Raw genomic sequence first — 18,174 nt, forward strand, 5'->3', positions numbered from 1 at the left:
TATGAATCATTACGAAACTGTTTTCATTTTGAATCCCGTTTTATCTGATGTTCAGATAAAGGAAACAGTACAAAAGTTTGAGGACTTATTGACTAGCAAGGGTGCCGAAATGATCCACAAAGAAGATTGGGGCTTAAAAAAATTAGCATATCCAATTGAAAAGAAAAAAAGTGGATTTTACCACTTATTTGAGTTCAAAGCATCAGGTGATGTTGTTGCTCCGTTTGAATTAGAGTTTAGACGTGACGATAGCGTAATGCGTTATTTAACTGTAAAGTTAGACAAGCACGCAGCAGCTTGGGCTGAGAAAAGAAGAAACCGTGTTAAATCTGAAAAAAAGTAAGAAATGGCATCAATTGAACAACAAGCAAAAGGAGGAAAACAAGGAGATGTTAGATATTTAACTCCGTTAGATATCGAAACAAAAAAAGAAGCAAAATACTGTCGTTTTAAGAAAAACGGTATTAAATACATCGATTATAAAGATGCAGACTTCTTAATGTATTTAGTTAACGAACAAGGTAAAATTTTACCAAGACGTTTAACAGGAACATCATTAAAATATCAACGTAAAGTGGCTCAAGCAATTAAAAGAGCTCGTCACTTAGCTTTAATGCCTTACGTTGGAGATATGTTAAAATAATTAAACAGTACGATTATGGAATTGATATTAAGACAAGATGTAGAAAACTTAGGTTTTAAAGATGATATCGTAACTGTTAAGAATGGTTATGGTCGTAACTACTTAATCCCACAAGGATATGCAGTTTTAGCTACTACTTCAGCTAAAAAAGTATTAGCAGAAAACTTAAAGCAACGTGCATATAAAGAAGCTAAACTAGTGGATGATGCAAATAAAGTTGCAGAAACTGTTAAAGGTTACGAATTAAAGATTGCTTCAAAAGTAGGAACTGGAGATAAATTATTTGGATCAGTAAACAATGCAGATGTTGCTGAAGCATTAGCAAAAGCTGGTACTGATATTGATAAGAAGTTTATCAAAGTTACTGGAGGTAACGTTAAAAGATTAGGTAAATACAACGCTGCTGTACGTTTACACAGAACTGTAGTTGCTGATATTGTATTTGAAGTTGTTGCTGAAAAGTAATTAAACTGTTAAATACTTGTTAAAAAAACTTTAACCCGTTCATTGTGAACGGGTTTTTTTTGTGTAATTTCGCCGCGAATTTTAACAACACAATTAAATAAATTAACAATGAGGAAAATTTTAATTTTATCCTTATTAATTTTAGGGGGAATTGTTACACAAGCACAAGTAACTACTTCAAAAATTAAAGGAACTGTAACCGATAATGCAGGTGAGCCATTATTTGGTGCAAACATTGTAGTACTTCACGTACCTACAGGAACAGTATCTGGAGCAGTAGCTCAAGATAACGGTCATTACACAGTGCCAAACTTAAGAGTAGGAGGACCGTATAAAATAACTTTTAGTTATATAGGATTCAAATCTCAAGAGGTTGAAAATGTATTTTTAACTTTAGGGAAAACAACCAACATTAATGGTACGTTAGCCGAAGATGGAGAACAATTAGAAGAAGTTGTAATTTCTGCTTCAAAAAGTAAAGTTTTTAATAGTGATAGAACAGGAGCACAAACAAGTGTATCTGCAGTACAACTAAAAACATTACCTACAATTTCACGTTCAGCATCAGATTTTACACGTTTAGAACCCACTGCGAGTAATGGCTCTTTTGGAGGTAGAAATGATCAATTCAATAACTTTTCTTTAGATGGATCTATTTTTAACAATCCATTTGGATTAGATGCAGCAACTCCCGGAGGTCAAACAGACTCACAACCAATTTCTTTAGATGCAATTGAGCAAATTTCAGTATCAGTTGCACCTTACGATGTTACTTTATCAGGTTTTACAGGAGCTTCTGTAGATGCAGTAACTAAAAGTGGTACAAATGAATTTAAAGGAACAGTATATGGTTTTTACAGAAACCAAGACATGACCGGAGGAAAAATAAAAGGAGAAGATGTAGTTAAACCAAAACTAACTCAAAATCAATACGGAGCCAGTTTAGGAGGACCAATTGTTAAAAACAAATTATTTTTCTTTGCTAACTTTGAAAAAGATGAAAGAACTGATTTAGGAACAAATGGTTGGGTACCAAATTCAGGTTCAGGCGCAATTAATGAAAGTAGAGTTGATAGAAATGATTTAATAGCTGTTAGAGATGCACTTGCCAATTTAGGTTATAATACAGGAGCTTTTGAAGATTTTACTTATGATTCAGAATCTACCAAAGGTATTTTTAAGTTAGATTGGAATGTTAATAAAAAAAATAGATTAGCATTAATTTATAATTTTTTAAGAGCTTCTAAAGAAAAACCAGCACACCCAACAGCATTAGGGTTTAGAGGTCCCAATGCTACAACATTACAATTTGAAAATTCAGGGTATCAAATCAATAATAATATTGATTCTTTCTTATTAGAATTAAACTCAACATTTAATGAGTCAACAACCAATAAATTACAAATAGGTTATACTCTTTTTGATGATTATAGAAATCCTTTATCGATGCCAGCACCAGTAATTAATATTCAAGAAGGAGGTAGTAATTATATTATAGCAGGTCATGAACCATTTTCTATTAATAACAAATTAGATCAAAAAGTTTTTCAATTAACTAACAATATGAACTTCTTTAAAGGGGATCATACCGTAACAATTGGTTTTTCTTTTGAAAAATTTATGTTTGAAAATTCCTTTAACTTAGGGGCTTATGATAATTTTGGAACTTTTCCTTATAGAGGAACATTTACTATCCCAGGTTTTGGAGGACCATATCCATCAATGCAAGATTTTTTAGATGATGCATTAAACCCTAATGGAATTTTAGCTACAAATTTAGCATACGCACAACAAGTGTATAATGCGTCTGAAGCAGCAGGAATGGGAAATGATGGTGGATGGAAATTATCAGAATTAAATGTAGGTCAATTAGCGTTTTATGCTCAAGATGAGTGGGAAATAAATGAAAATTTTAAATTAACTTACGGAGTTCGTTTTGACAAACCTTTATTTTTTAATACTTCTGATTTAATTCAAAAATTTATTGATACACAAAACGGTGCTACAAGAGATAATTCAGTATTGTACTTTAACCCAAATACCAATCAAGAAGTTACTTTAAGTTCTACAAAAATGCCTACAAACCAGTGGTTAATTTCTCCTAGAGTAGGTTTTAATTGGGATGTGAATGGAGAAGGCAAATTACAAGTTAGAGGAGGGTCTGGTTTATTTACAGGACGTTTACCATTTGTTTGGTTAGGAAATCAAGTAAGTGGAGCAGATGATGGTTTTTTTCAATTGGTAGATCCTGATTTTCAATTTCCACAAGTTTGGAGAACAAACATTGGAGCAGATTATAAATTTGATGGCGGATGGGTTCTTACAGGAGATGTAGCATATACTAAAGATGTAAATGGTGCTCATGTTCAGAATTGGAGATTAAGGAATCCAACTGAAAGGTTAACAGGAGTAGACAACAGGTTTTATTATACTGACAAAAGTATTAATGATGCCTTTGTGTTTACAAATTCTGATAAAGGAAGAACTTACAATGCTTCTTTGAAATTAGAGAAGTATTTTGACAATGGTTTGTATACTAATATTGCTTATAGTTACTTAAATTCAAAAGATGTAAATTCAATTGAAGCAGAAATTACAGGTGATGCTTTTGCATTCAATCCAACAGTAGGAAATGCAAATAATGATGTTTTATCATATTCAAAATATGGAGACACACATAGAATTATTGGGGTTGCTTCGAAGAAGTTTACGTATGGTGGAGATAAATATGCAACAACTATTTCTACGTTTTTTGAATATGCCAGAGGAGGCAGATTTAACTACACTTATGGAGGAGACATTAATAATGACGGGTCAACTGTAAATGATTTATTGTATATACCAACATCTTCAGAAATATCTCAAATGAATTTTACTACCGCTACGGATGCTGTAGCATATGAAAATTACATACAGCAAGATGATTATTTAAATAGTAGAAGAGGGCAATATGTAGAGCGCTACGGGGCTTTAGCACCATGGAGAGGAAAATGGGATGTTAAAATTTTACAAGATTTTAATTTTAATGTTTCCGATAACAAACAAAATACAATACAATTAAGTTTAGATATTTTAAATGTTGGAAATTTAATTAATTCTGATTGGGGTGTAGTTCAGCAAGTAGGTAATGTACAACCAGTTGGAGTTACGTTTCCAGATGTTGATCCAACAAATACAAATCCAGCAAATTATGTTCCAGACTATACTCAAGAACCAATTTATAGTTTTAATGCAGGTGAAAAAACTTTTGTCTATGACTCAAGCTTATTATCTCGTTGGCAAATGCAAATAGGATTACGATATATATTCTAATATATTTTAACAATTATTTTCAAAAACCACTCAAAATGAGTGGTTTTTTTGTTAAAAAGTTTATTTTCCTTAGTAAAAAAGGTGATTTTCCTATTAATTTCTCATAAAACTATATGATATTTGTATTGTTAATAAAGTTAAGGGGACTTTATTGATAGCCTATAAATATAGTCTTTTGGGGATTGGATTATATTTAAAAAACTCTGACATTTCTATTTTGTCAGAGTTTCTTCATCTTATAATACTACTTCTTGGTTTTTAATTATATCTTCAAAGGTTTCCCTTTTTCGTATTAAGTAATCTTTCTCATTATGAATCATTACTTCAGCAGGTCTATATCTTGAATTGTAGTTAGATGCCATTGAAAAACAATAAGCTCCTGCATTGTAAAAACATAAAATATCTTCTTCTCTAATCTCGTTTATTCTTCTATTAGAACCAAAGGTATCTGTTTCACAGATATAACCAACTATACTATAAAAACGTTCTCTTCCTTTAGGATTAGAAATGTTTTCTATTTTATGGTATGAATTGTAAAACATGGGTCTTATTAAATGATTCATACCACTGTCTACACCAGCAAAAACGGTAGAGGTTGTTTGTTTAATAACATTTACTTTAGCTAAAAAATGCCCTGATTCACTTACTAAAAATTTTCCAGGTTCAAACATTAATGTTAAATCCTTGCCATATTCTTTACAAAATTGATTAAAACGTTTGCTAAGTTGTTTACCTAAATCTTCAATATTTGTTTGAATATCACCTTCTTTATAGGCAACCTTAAATCCGCTACCAAAGTCTATAAATTCAATTTCATTAAACTGTTTTGCAACGTCAAATAAAATTTCAGTAGCCATTAAAAAAGTATCAATATCTAAAATATCTGAACCAGTATGCATATGAATACCATTAATATGCATTCCAGTATTTTCTACTACTCTTTGTATATGAGGTACTTGATGTATAGAAATTCCGAATTTAGAATCGATATGACCTACAGAAATTTTACTATTACCTCCAGCCATAATATGTGGATTGATTCTTATACACACAGGAATAGTTGGATGTTTTTGTCCAAATAATTCTAAAATAGATAAATTATCAATATTTATTTGTACACCTAATTCGGCTACATCTTCAATTTCCTTTAAAGAAACTCCGTTTGGAGTGTATATAATATCATGAGGTTCAAAACCTGCTAATAAACCTAATTTTACTTCTTGAATAGAAACTGTATCTAAACCACTACCTAATTGTTTAAATACTTTTAAAATATTTACATTTGATAGGGCTTTTACTGCATAATTAATTTTTACATTTTTTACTTTAGAAAAAGCATCGGTAATTCTGGTATATTGATGTTTAATAGTATCGGTATCATAAACATAAAGTGGGCTTCCATATTTTTTTGAAAGCTCCAATAACAAATTTCTATCCATATAAAGTATTTATTTTGGTCAAAAATATTGAAACCTTGTGTATTGCAAAATACTTTGAAAAAATATAACGTATATTAAAACCTCTGTAAAAAATTATACATTTTAATTTAAAGGAAGATTTTTTATGAGTGTTATATAAATATAAAAGTAAAAGTTAATTGCTGAGGATAGTAATATAAAACCCCGGCGAAAGCCAGGGTTTTTATATTGTCAAAATATCAGAAGATACTTTTTTAAGCAAATTTAGTAGCTACTTTTTGAGCAATGCCCACAATCACTTCCGTTGCTTTTATAATAGATTCTACAGGTACATACTCATAACGACCATGGAAGTTATGTCCACCAGCAAATATATTAGGACAAGGTAATCCTTTGTATGAAAGTTGAGACCCGTCTGTACCACCACGAATTGGTTTTATAATTGGAGCAATTCCCATATCTTTCATTACTTCTTCAGCAATATCAACAATATACATTACCGGTTCTACTTTTTCTTTCATATTAAAGTATTGATCTTTAATTTCGACAGAAACCACTTTTTTACCTTGTTTGGCATTCAACACTTCAGCTAAATCTAACATAGCTTGTTTACGGTGGTTAAATTGTTCCATATCATGATCACGAACAATATAATGTAGTGTTGTTTTTTCAACATTACCTTCCATATGATGTAAGTGAAAAAAACCTTCATAACCTGTAGTTTTTTCAGGAACTTCATCTTCTGGTAAAGCATTAATGTATTCACTGGCAATCAACATTGAATTTACCATTTTTCCTTTTGCATATCCAGGATGTACAATTTTACCTTCAATAGTAACTTTAGCGCCAGCAGCATTAAAGTTTTCATATTCTAACTCACCAATTTGACTTCCGTCCATAGTATAAGCCCATTTAGCACCAAATTTTTCAACATCAAATTTATGTGCACCTTTACCAACTTCTTCATCTGGTGTAAAGCAAATTCTGATTTTTCCGTGTTTAATTTCAGGATGTTGAATTAGATATTCCATTGCAGAAACAATCTCTGTAACTCCTGCTTTATCATCGGCACCAAGTAGGGTAGTACCATCAGTAGTTATAAGGGTTTGACCTTTATATTGTAATAAATCTTCAAAATATGAAGGAGAAAGAACAATATTTTCTTCTTTGTTTAAAACAATATCTTTTCCATCATAATTTTCATGGATTTGAGGTTTTACGTTTGCACCAGTAAAATCAGGACTTGTATCTATATGCGCTACAAAACCAATGGTAGGAACTTCGTAATCTAAATTACTTGGTAAAGTAGCCATCAGGTAGCAGTTTTCATCCAATTCAACATCTTCCATACCTATTTGCTTAAGTTCTTTTTCTAAAACTTTAGCTAAATCCCATTGTTTTTCTGTACTTGGAAAAGCAGGGTTATTTGGATCAGATTCTGTATCAATTGTAACGTATTTTACAAATCTATCTATAATATGTTGTTTGTTCATTTGGTTTATTTTTAGGCTTTCAAAAATAGAGAATTCACATGTATTTTTTGAATCATTTACAGGTAAATTCAAAGAGAATCAAATTATAATGAATCTTTTTGAGAATGATAAGCAATTAACAGATCTACTACATAATTGTATGATTCTATTCCTTGACCTTGATTGTTGGCTTTTAGGTATGAATTATAACCTTTTTTAATATATGGTTCAATAGGGTTTCTGTATTGTTTCCAAAACAGGTTACTGTTTCTGTAATCTTTTAAAACTCCTTTATTTACTTTAGATAATAAGTTTTCAGATAACTGTTTGTCTCTTTTTCTAACTTCTCCAATACAATACGCAAAGACCATTCGGTAACCAGAATACTGAAAGTAAATATCTTGATTGGCAGTGGAAGCCATAAAACCAACAAAATTAGCATCATTTTCTGCTGACCATCCTAATTGATGAGCTATTTCATGACATGCTGTTGCTGGATATCCTGTTTTGGGAATTTTACAATTTACTTGCGCTTCACCCGTTATAGGATTTAAGTAACCCGCTGTTCCGTTGTAGGATTGAAGTAAACTTACTAATGAATTTTTAATAGATGGAATGTTGTAGTTGAGTTGTGGATAATCGGCTGCAATAGAAAAAAATCCATCTTTAGTTTTTTGATAAATCTCTTTTTGAGAGTATGGTACTTCAACCTTTATAGTATCGTTGTTGGTTATTTTAAAATGGCATTTATTTAGGTTATCAATAATCCATTCAGATGTTTTTACGAGTTCTTTTGTATTGTAGTTAGATTGTTGTAAACCAATGTTTTTTCTTAAAGGTTCTCTAAAATAATTAAGTCCCCAAAAAAAGTAAAAACAAAAATATAATACAGATAAAAATGATGTAAATTTTAACAGATGTAAAAGTGTGTTTTTAAATTTATTTTTTATAAGTTTATACACCTTTTTTACAAAAACAAACACCAATATTATTGCCAGAAGATCCCCGAACGAAAAAGGCAACCAACCAAATAGCAAACGTAAAATAAAAGACAAGTGTGGATAAATTCCATTAGAGTAATAGGTTTCTATCCATTCTGGTTTTTGACTGATAAATTGTACTATAAGTACCTGTACAGGTAGTAAAATGGTAATAATTAAATGTTTTTTTGGTAGATCCATCAGGTGTAAAAATCCTTGAAAAAATTTATCAACAAGTTAATAACAATATTATTCAAAAAAAGTGGAAAAAGAAATTTAAAAAAGGCTTCTATAAAATTCAACGTAATAATTTACTTTTGTCGCTATGGAGAGAACACAATCGGTTAAGGGAACAAGAATTGACAGGGCACGTATTATAAGCCTTGAAAAAGGAAAATTACCCCCACAAGCTCTAGATTTAGAAGAAGCTGTGTTGGGTGCTATGATGATAGATAAAAAGGGAATTGATGAAGTAATTGATATTTTACATCCAGAAGCTTTTTATGATAAACGCCATCAAGAAATTTATGCAGCAGTTTATGCACTTTTCCAGAATTCTGAACCTATTGACTTATTATCGGTTTCTAATCAATTAAAAAAAGAAGGAAAACTCGAATTAGCAGGAGGAGATTTTTATTTGATTGGATTAACTCAAAAGGTAGCTTCATCGGCACATATTGAGTTTCACTCTCGTATTATTCTCCAAAAATACATTCAAAGAAGATTAATTAGTATTTCATCAGAAATTATTGAAAACGCATACGACGAAACATCCGATGTTTTTGATTTGTTAGATGATGCTGAAAGTAAGTTGTTTGAGGTTACGCAAGGTAACTTAAAAAAGGGTGCAGAAAATGCGCAATCTCTTGTGCAGCAAGCAATTAATAAAATTCAAGATATATCTAATCAGGAAGGAATGAGTGGTTTAGCCACTGGTTTTACCAAATTAGATGCCTTAACATCTGGTTGGCAACCAACCGATTTAATTATTATTGCAGCACGTCCTGGTATGGGTAAAACGGCATTCGTAATTTCGATGGCTAAAAACATGGCAATCGATTTTGGGCATCCCGTTGCCTTATTCTCCTTAGAGATGTCATCGGTACAGTTAATTACGCGTATGATTTCTTCAGAAACCGGATTAACTTCTGAAAAACTACGTAAAGGTAATCTAGAACCACACGAATGGGAGCAGTTAAACGTAAAAGTAAAAAAGCTTTCAGATGCACCTATTTATATTGATGACACTCCGGCACTTTCAATTTTTGACTTGCGTGCAAAAGCACGTCGTTTGGTATCACAACACGGAGTTAGGATTTTAATTATTGATTACTTGCAGTTAATGACAGCAGGTGGAGCAGGAGGTAACCGTGAACAAGAAATTTCTACTATTTCGCGTAACTTAAAAGCTCTTGGTAAAGAATTAAATGTGCCGGTAATTGCACTTTCTCAGTTATCGCGTGCAGTGGAAACTCGTGGAGGAAGTAAGCGTCCGTTACTATCCGATCTTCGTGAATCTGGTGCGATTGAGCAGGATGCGGATATTGTATCGTTTATTTATCGACCAGAATACTATGGTATGACCGAATGGGACGATGATGATCATTCACCATGTGAAGGACAAGGAGAGTTTATTGTAGCAAAACACCGTAACGGTGGTTTGGATAATATTCGATTAAAATTTACAGGACACTTAGCAAAATTCTCAGATTTAGAAGAGAGTTTTAGTAGTGAATTCCATTCCAGTATGAACAGTTTTACAGATGATGTTGCTCCAGATAATTTTGCATCACCAGAAGATGCTTTTGGTCCTGCTGATGATGATATGGGAATGGATGATGTTCCGTTTTAATAGATAAAAAAACTCTTAAAAACATACCAATACACAATTGCTTAAAAGTAATTGTGTATTTTAGTTTTCAGAAATGAAAAAACTTACACTTATACTCATATTTTTTCTGTTGTCTAACTCACTTTGGGCATCCTTTATTTATGTGCCTATGAGTAATGACAACCAAAAAAATCATTTAAAAGCATACGGAATAGTTTATTATGCACTTCAGAATGGTTTAAAAGCAAAATGGTTGTTAAATTATGATGGAGGTGCTTTTTTGATAGAAAACAATGATTCAGTTGAAAAGGAATGTAAAATCCGTGGAGTTTCTTACCAAATTGTTTCAGATGCTAAAGCACAACTTATTTTAGAAGAAATTTCTTCACCTAGTAAAAATCAAGAAGCAGTAACGTTAGAAAAAGCACCCAAAATAGCGGTGTATTCCCCAAAAGATAAAATGCCTTGGGATGATGCTGTAACTATGGTGCTGAGTTTTGCTGAAATTCCGTTTGATGTAGTGTATGATGAAGAAGTTTTGAACGATAAATTGTTGTTGTATGAGTGGCTACATTTACATCATGAAGATTTTACAGGTCAATATGGTCGTTTTTATGGCGCTTTTAGAACAGCACCTTGGTATATTCAACAGAAAAAAGATGCTGAAGCCTTGGCAAAAAAGTTAGGTTATACCAAAGTATCGGAAGCGAAAAGAGATGTAGCTAAAAAAATAAGAGATTATGTTGTGGGAGGTGGATTTATGTTTGCCATGTGTTCTGCAACCGATAGCTTCGATATTGCTCTAGCAGCAGATGGAGTAGATATTTGTGAAGCGATGTTTGATGGCGATGCTTCTGACCCTAATTATCAATCAAAAATAGATTTTAACAAAACATTTGCATTCAAAGATTTTGAGTTGATTCGTAATCCGACTACATATGAATTTTCAACTATTGATATGACTAGAAAACGTAGAACCCCTAAAGAATCTGATTATTTTGTATTAAAAGATTTTTCAGCAAAATGGGATCAAGTCCCGACTATGTTGTGTCAAAATCATACACAGGTTGTTAAAGGATTTATGGGGCAAACAACATCTTTTGATAGCAATACAATTAAATCTACCGTATTGATTTTAGGAGAGAATAAAACTAACGGAGAAGCTAGATATATCCATGGAACCAAAGGAAAAGGAATGTTTTCTTTTTACGGTGGTCATGATCCGGAAGATTATCAGCATAGAGTAGGAGATCCTAAAACAGAATTAGATTTGCATCCAACATCTCCGGGTTATCGCTTAATTCTTAATAATGTGCTTTTTCCAGCAGCTAAAAAGAAAAAGCAGAAAACCTAATTGTTTTTAGCAGTTTCTAATTCTTTTATAAAATAAGAAGGTTTTAAATTGGTGAACTTAAAAAATGCTTTTGAGAACGATTCAGGATTTTTAAAACCAACTTCGTTTGCAATAGCTTTTATGGTATATTTTCTTAACAAAGGATCCTTCTTTAAACGTTTTACAGTGTACTCAATACGTAATTGATTGATGTAATTACTAAATGACTGATCTTTAGTTTGATTAATTACCTTTGAAAGATAATTAGAATTGGTCTTTAACTGATCCGCTAAGTTGTTTAAACTTATTTCAGTATTCAAATAACCGTTTTTACTTTCAAAAACGTCCAGTTTTTTAAGGATATCATTTACAATTTCTTCAGATAAAGAAGAAATTTCTTTTTTATCAGTAACAATTTTTGTTGTTGGATTATTCAGTTTATCCTGATTAACAATTCTTAAAAAGCGTTTTTTATACTTCCTTTTTCTATATACTTGATAAACCAAAATACCAAAAACTATTAATATAGAGATGTAATAAAATAGTTTGTTGTACAACGCTTTTTGTTCGAGTTGGGCAACAATTTTATTTCGTTCTTCAATGAGTTTTGGTTTGTCATATTTTTTAGATAGGGTTTGACTAAGGTTTTTTTCATCTAAGAGTCTTTTCTCTTTAATAGAAATCAATTTATTGAGATACTCTAATTGTTTTCTGCTCTTTCCTAGTTTTTTGTAATAATTTGATAAGTAGCTGAATGTTTCTATTAAGTTTACACTTTTAATTTTGTATTTATCATATAAAGAATCTGCAGTTTTATAATTTAAGAAAGCATTATTAAAATCCTTTAGAGTTTCATATGATTTTCCTATTTTAGAATATGTCTCAATTAGTAATCTATAATTAAGATCTTTTTCTAAAAAAGATATAGATTTTTGATGAAATAGAATAGCTTGTTCATGATTTCCTATATTATATTCAATGCCTCCTTTTAAAAAAGTAATACCTTTAATAAATATGGTATCGGGAGTTTTTGAAAACATTTTTTCAGCTTGATTAATATAATAATAAGCAGAATCCATTTGACCTAATTTTTTATATTGAATTGGTATGTTCAATTGAAGAGAAGCAAAAGTATTATTCTTGTAGAATTTTTTGCATTTTTTTACATATTTATTTGCTTCTTTTAATAATTTTAAAGCCTCTTGTTCTTCTCCATTATCACTTTTTGCTAATCCTAAAAAAATGTTTACTAATGCTTGAATACTATCGTTTTTGTATTTTTTTAATACAGTGTTTGCAGCTAATGTTTCCTTTAAAACATTTGAGATTTTATTATTATGTAAATAGTATTCTGCCCTAATTAGATATATTTCTAATATTTCTTTTTCTTTATTTTTTGATTTAGTAAATAAATTTATCAAAGAATCTCCATCCTTTTTTATATATGAATCATCTCTAAAAAGGTCTGTTAAATAACTTCTCCCATAGAAATACTTAATTGGTTTATTTGCTGTTTTAGCTTTTTTAGTATATGCTGATACAATTTTTGTAGCGCTCAGAGTATCAGTTATATTTTTATAAAACAATTCTTCTAACTCATCATATGATTTATTCAATAAAGAATCTTGTTTAGTTGTTGCTTGAGCAAATGCAATTTGATAACTACTAATTAATACGAAAAAAGTTAATAAGAATGTTTTATTTTTTATGAAATTCATAGGTTTTTTTTATGAAAAGAGGTGCAAATCTACTATTTTTATATTAAAAGAAGTTTTCGGTTTAATACGTTTGTTATTAGTATTTTAGTATGAGTTTAATTACCCTAAATTTATGAAAACAGACATCTTGTGCTTGTATATTCTACTTGTTGTTTATTTCTTTGAGCAAGATAAAAAGGGTTCAGCAACTGCTATTATTAAGGGAAAATTACAACGAAAAAGAGAACTTCAAATCTGAACCCTTTTTTATTTATTTAATTGTCTTTTACTGTTGAAAAGTTTACATTTGCTCAAACAAAAATTAAGCAATGCCAACAACACAACAATTACAAGATTTTACTCAACAAGTTCGTAGAGATATTTTACGCATGGTGCATGCGGTAAACTCTGGACACCCAGGAGGTTCTTTAGGGTGTGCTGAATTCTTTACCTGTATGTATCAAGAAATCATGAATTATTCTACAGATTTTACTATGGACGGTAAAAATGAAGATGTATTCTTCTTATCAAACGGACATATTTCTCCTGTTTATTATAGCGTTTTATCACGTAGTGGCTTTTTCTCTGTTGAAGAATTAGCAACTTTCAGAAAATTAGATTCTAGATTACAAGGTCATCCAACCACTCATGAACATTTACCAGGCATTAGAATAGCTTCGGGTTCTTTGGGTCAAGGTATGAGTGTAGCAATTGGTGCTGCACAAGCTAAAAAACTTAATGGAGACGATAAAATAGTGTATTCATTACATGGAGATGGCGAATTACAAGAAGGTCAAATTTGGGAAGCTACCATGTATGCAGCGGCTAAAAAAGTAGACAATTTAATTTCTACGGTTGATGTTAACGAAAAACAAATTGATGGTACTACCGATGAAGTATTACCAATGGGTAGCTTAAAAGCTAAGTTTGAAGCTTTTGGTTGGGATGTATTAGAAATTAAAGAAGGAAATAATATTGAAGCTATTTTAAAAGGAATGGCAGAAGCTAAAAGCAGAACAGGTAAAGGAAAACCGGTTTGTGTATTATTACATACAGAAATGGGTAATGGTGTAGATTTTATGATGCATACACATGCGTGGCACGGTAAAGCGCCAAATGATGAGCAATTAGCCTCAGCATTAGAGCAAAACCCAGTTACTTTAGGAGATTATTAATCAGAGAGATAACAAAAATATAAACGCTATTACGAAAGTAATGGCGTTTGTTTTTTAGGTATTGTCTATTTTTACCACAAATACCAAAACTTAAAACCAAACGAATGAAAATAGGAATTGTATGTTACCCAACCTTTGGAGGAAGTGGAGTAGTAGCAACCGAATTAGGAATGGCACTAGCCGATAAAGGTCATCAAGTTCATTTTATTACATACAATCAACCGGTTCGATTGGATTTTATTTCGCATCATTTGCATTTTCATGAAGTAGTTTTAGAAGAATATCCGCTTTTTCAATACCAACCTTATGAATTAGCGTTATCTAGTAAAATGGTAGAAATTGTTAAACGCTATCAATTAGAGGTTTTGCACGTTCATTATGCTATTCCGCATGCTTATGCAGCATATATGGCTAAAAAAATGCTAGCAGAAAAAGGAATTAATATTAAAGTGGTTACTACTTTACATGGTACAGATATAACCCTTGTAGGAAGTCACCCTACTTATAAAACAGCTGTAGAATTTAGCATTAACCAATCAGATGTTGTAACAGCAGTTTCTAAAAATCTACGTGAAGATACTTTGCGTTTATTCAATATTGAAAAAGATATTCAAGTTGTATATAATTTTATTGATGCAGAGAAGTATGATCAAGGACATATTGAAGATTGCCAACGTAGTGCATTAGCAGCTCCTGAAGAACGTATTTTAACACATGTTAGTAATTTTAGACCCGTAAAAAGGACAGAAGATGTAATTAAGATTTTTTACAAAGTTCAGCAAGAAATTCCATCCAAATTATTAATGGTTGGCGATGGCCCTGAACGAAAAAAAGTAGAAAGATTAGCTAAAGAGTTGGGTATAAAAGATAAAGTACTTTTTTTAGGAAATAGCAATGAGGTTGCTAAAATATTATGCTACACAGATGTATTTTTATTACCCTCAGAAACTGAAAGTTTTGGTTTGGCGGCTTTAGAAGCTATGGCGGCAAGTACAGCTGTAATTTCAACCAATACAGGAGGGTTGCCAGAAGTAAATATACATGGAGAAACAGGGTTTTTAAGCAATTTAGGAGATGTAGATGATATGGCTAAAAATGCCATTTACCTTTTAAAAGATGATGCTGTATTAAACACTTTTAAACAGAATGCTAAAAAACGAACTCAAGTATTTTCTCTAAAAAATATTTTACCAGAATATGAAAAATTGTATAAGAGCTGTTATGTTAAATAGTAGTTTAAGCTCTTAACAATTGTATCTGTAGAAGCCTCACAATTTAATTGAAAGTCTTCATAATCCTTCAAGAGAACAAAATTTACATTCCCTCCAACATTCTTTTTATCGTGTTTTAATAAACTGATAATAGGTTCAAAATCATCAGGTAAAATTTCTATTTTTCCATAAATAGAAAGTACTGTGTGTTTTATTTCTTCAACTTTTTCTGCTGAAAAACCTAATAATTTAGAAGAAATAAAGCTTTCGCATACCATACCAATAGTAATCGCTTCACCATGGGTTAGGTTTTCTTTTTCAGGGTTTTCTAAAAAATAACTTTCAATACCATGCCCAATGGTATGCCCAAAATTCAACACTTTACGTAAGTTTTTTTCTTTCGGGTCTTTTAAAACAACTTCATTTTTAATTTCAATCGATCTATGAATCAAATCAACAATGTTTAAGTTGTTGTTATCTTTTATTTTATTGAATAAATTGATGTCATGAGTAAGTCCGTATTTGATAATTTCTGCAGTTCCTGAACGAATTTCACGAGCTGAAAGCGTATGTAAATATTCAGGATCTATTAAAACCATTTCTGGATTTGCAAATACACCAATTTGATTTTTTAATACACCTAGATCTATTCCTGTTTTACCACCTACAGAAGCGTCTACCATTGATAATAATGTGGTAGGAATATTAATAAAATCAATTCCTCTCTTAAACGTAGCAGCTACAAATCCTCCTAAATCAGTAATTACTCCTCCGCCCAACGTAATTAGTAAACTTTTTCTGTCTGCACCTAATTCGGTCATTGCATTCCAAACACCCACACAAGTCTCTATATTTTTAAAAACTTCACCAGCATCAATTTGAATAACCTCCAAAGGTAAATTACAAACAAAATTTTGCATAAATCTTGGATAACAACAATCCATCGTATTATCATCTACCAAAACAAAAACAGATGAATAGTTTTGAGTGGCTATAAAGTTTGATAATTTACTATAAGCTTTATCATTAAAATGAACAGGATAAGTAGCAGATTGTATTGTTTTCATGCATTAAAAATTTAAGCGAAAATAAATAGAAAATATTAAAATAATTAATTGGCTAAAGTTATATTTGTGGCAATAATGAAATTAGAAGATCTCATTTAATGAAACTTTTTGAAAATACTAAAGTAGCGTTTAAATTAAAGTCTGATTCTGAGTTAGAAAGGGCTTATTTTTTATTTCGATTAATTCAAAATCAACCTATGGTTAGAATTGGTACGGCAGTTACCAATTTTGCTTTAAAAGCCCATTTGCCTGTTGAAGGATTAATTCGTTCAACAGTTTTTGATCATTTTTGTGGAGGCGTAACCGAAGAAGATTGTTTGCCTAATATTGAAAAAATGTATGCTAAAGGTCATGTACATAGTGTATTAGATTATTCGGTAGAAGGAAAAGAAGAAGAAGCAAGCTTTGATGACGCGGTGGAAAAAATTGTAAAAATTATTCAGTTTTCAGAAGAAAAGGATTCAATTCCGTTTGCAGTTTTTAAACCTACAGGATTTGGTAGATTTGCCTTGTATCAAAAAATAGGAGAAGGTAAAGAACTTACTAATGACGAAAAAGTTGAGTGGGAGAGAGTAAAAGCTCGTTTTCATAGAGTGTGTAAGCTAGCGCATGATAAAGATGTTCCGTTATTAATAGATGCAGAAGAAAGTTGGATGCAAGATGCAGCTGATGACTTAGCAGAAGAGTTAATGGAAACTTACAATAAAGAAAAAGCTATTGTTTTCAATACATTGCAAATGTATCGTCATGATAGAATGGATTATCTTAAAGAATTATATCAAAGAGCTTATCAAAAAGGATATCATATTGGAATGAAGGTGGTTAGAGGTGCGTATATGGAAAAAGAGCGTGCCAGAGCTCAAGAAATGGGCTATCCATCACCTATTTGTAAAGATAAATTCACTACTGATCAAAATTATGATGAGGCTGTTCAATATATGATGGAGCATAAGAACATGGCTATTTTTGCAGGAACACATAATGAGCAAAGTTCTTATTTATTAATGGATTTAGCAAAACAATACAGTATTGAAAAAGACGACAAACGTATGTGGTTTGGTCAGTTGTACGGAATGAGTGACCATATTAGCTTTAATTTAGCAAAAGAAGGTTATAACGTAGCTAAATATGTTCCTTTTGGTCCGGTAAGAGATGTAATGCCTTATTTGATTAGAAGAGCAGAGGAAAACACTTCTGTAGAAGGACAAACCTCAAGAGAATTAAATCTGTTAAAAACAGAAAAAGAACGTCGTAAGCTATAATGACTTCTGTAGAAGAAATAAAAATATTACTTCAAAAAAATAAAGCTCGAGTATTGCAAGAGCTACAAGAAAGTAAAGAACTGGTTTTTTTACTCAGAAAGTCATTGACCACTACTTTAACTGAAGAAGAGAAAAAAAAGGTTAAAGAACAAGTGTTGGATATTTGTAAAACTATTCCAGCATTTACAGTTTTTATGTTACCAGGTGGCGCACTTTTATTACCTTTATTAATAAAAATGATTCCCACCATTTTACCAAGTTCGTTTAGAGAAGATAATTCCGATAAAATAAAACCTCAAAATTGAGTA

At 31.1% G+C, this 18,174-nt stretch carries 15 protein-coding genes; 10 read left to right on the forward strand and 5 right to left on the reverse strand.

Annotated elements, in window-relative coordinates:
* The first annotated feature begins 1 nt into the window (after window position 1).
* From rpsF to SLH33_RS01380, 4 genes are all read left to right on the forward strand, one after another.
* A complete protein-coding gene (rpsF, locus tag SLH33_RS01365; RefSeq protein WP_320417264.1) occupies window positions 2–343 on the forward strand; it encodes a 30S ribosomal protein S6 in 342 nt (113 codons plus the stop codon).
* A gap of 3 nt (window positions 344–346) precedes the next feature.
* The gene (gene rpsR, locus SLH33_RS01370; protein WP_320417265.1) at window positions 347–643 is read left to right on the forward strand and encodes a 30S ribosomal protein S18; all 297 of its coding nucleotides are present in this window, start codon (window positions 347–349) and stop codon (window positions 641–643) included.
* Between the two features lie 15 nt (window positions 644–658).
* Window positions 659–1,108, forward strand: a complete 450-nt coding sequence (gene rplI, locus SLH33_RS01375; RefSeq protein ID WP_320417266.1) for a 50S ribosomal protein L9 — start codon at window positions 659–661, stop codon at window positions 1,106–1,108.
* Between the two features lie 108 nt (window positions 1,109–1,216).
* Window positions 1,217–4,420 (forward strand): carboxypeptidase regulatory-like domain-containing protein, encoded by a 3,204-nt coding sequence (locus SLH33_RS01380; protein WP_320417267.1) that lies wholly within the window; start codon window positions 1,217–1,219, stop codon window positions 4,418–4,420.
* A gap of 236 nt (window positions 4,421–4,656) precedes the next feature.
* On the opposite strand, the gene lysA is transcribed toward SLH33_RS01380, so the two are convergent.
* The 3 genes from lysA to SLH33_RS01395 form a co-directional block, all read right to left on the reverse strand.
* Entirely contained in the window at window positions 4,657–5,859 is a 1,203-nt protein-coding gene (gene lysA / locus SLH33_RS01385; protein ID WP_320417268.1) for a diaminopimelate decarboxylase, read from the reverse strand.
* 233 nt (window positions 5,860–6,092) lie between these two features.
* Window positions 6,093–7,331: a peptidase T gene (pepT, locus tag SLH33_RS01390; RefSeq protein ID WP_320417269.1), complete on the reverse strand. Its 1,239-nt coding sequence runs from the start codon at window positions 7,329–7,331 to the stop codon at window positions 6,093–6,095.
* 83 nt (window positions 7,332–7,414) lie between these two features.
* Window positions 7,415–8,491: a DUF3810 domain-containing protein gene (locus tag SLH33_RS01395; RefSeq protein WP_320417270.1), complete on the reverse strand. Its 1,077-nt coding sequence runs from the start codon at window positions 8,489–8,491 to the stop codon at window positions 7,415–7,417.
* A gap of 124 nt (window positions 8,492–8,615) precedes the next feature.
* Here SLH33_RS01395 and dnaB point away from each other — a divergent pair, with 124 nt between their 5' ends.
* Window positions 8,616–10,142, forward strand: a complete 1,527-nt coding sequence (dnaB, locus tag SLH33_RS01400; RefSeq protein WP_320417271.1) for a replicative DNA helicase — start codon at window positions 8,616–8,618, stop codon at window positions 10,140–10,142.
* 73 nt (window positions 10,143–10,215) lie between these two features.
* Complete coding sequence (locus SLH33_RS01405; RefSeq protein ID WP_320417272.1) at window positions 10,216–11,475, forward strand: asparagine synthetase B; 1,260 nt, start codon at window positions 10,216–10,218, stop codon at window positions 11,473–11,475.
* Here SLH33_RS01405 and SLH33_RS01410 read toward each other — a convergent pair.
* Window positions 11,472–13,172, reverse strand: coding sequence for an AraC family transcriptional regulator (locus SLH33_RS01410; protein WP_320417273.1), 1,701 nt, complete (start codon window positions 13,170–13,172; stop codon window positions 11,472–11,474). The two genes, SLH33_RS01405 and SLH33_RS01410, sit on opposite strands and share 4 nt — an antisense overlap.
* Window positions 13,173–13,480: 308 nt before the next feature.
* Here SLH33_RS01410 and SLH33_RS01415 point away from each other — a divergent pair, with 308 nt between their 5' ends.
* Both SLH33_RS01415 and bshA read left to right on the forward strand, forming a co-directional pair.
* Window positions 13,481–14,326, forward strand: coding sequence for a transketolase (locus tag SLH33_RS01415; protein WP_320417274.1), 846 nt, complete (start codon window positions 13,481–13,483; stop codon window positions 14,324–14,326).
* A gap of 104 nt (window positions 14,327–14,430) precedes the next feature.
* Window positions 14,431–15,558, forward strand: a complete 1,128-nt coding sequence (gene bshA, locus SLH33_RS01420) for an N-acetyl-alpha-D-glucosaminyl L-malate synthase BshA (RefSeq protein WP_320417275.1) — start codon at window positions 14,431–14,433, stop codon at window positions 15,556–15,558.
* On the opposite strand, the gene aroB is transcribed toward bshA, so the two are convergent.
* Window positions 15,546–16,604, reverse strand: coding sequence for a 3-dehydroquinate synthase (aroB, locus tag SLH33_RS01425; RefSeq protein ID WP_320417276.1), 1,059 nt, complete (start codon window positions 16,602–16,604; stop codon window positions 15,546–15,548). The genes bshA and aroB overlap by 13 nt on opposite strands.
* A 98-nt stretch (window positions 16,605–16,702) precedes the next feature.
* On the opposite strand from aroB, the gene SLH33_RS01430 reads away from it, so the two are divergent.
* Both SLH33_RS01430 and SLH33_RS01435 read left to right on the forward strand, forming a co-directional pair.
* Window positions 16,703–17,866, forward strand: a complete 1,164-nt coding sequence (locus tag SLH33_RS01430; RefSeq protein WP_320417277.1) for a proline dehydrogenase family protein — start codon at window positions 16,703–16,705, stop codon at window positions 17,864–17,866.
* Entirely contained in the window at window positions 17,866–18,171 is a 306-nt protein-coding gene (locus tag SLH33_RS01435) for an LETM1 domain-containing protein (protein WP_320417278.1), read from the forward strand. The genes SLH33_RS01430 and SLH33_RS01435 overlap by 1 nt, the downstream gene beginning before the upstream one ends.
* Window positions 18,172–18,174: the final 3 nt, after the last annotated feature.

This window comes from Tenacibaculum sp. IB213877, assembly GCF_034043975.1.
Taxonomy (GTDB): Bacteria; Bacteroidota; Bacteroidia; order Flavobacteriales; family Flavobacteriaceae; genus Polaribacter.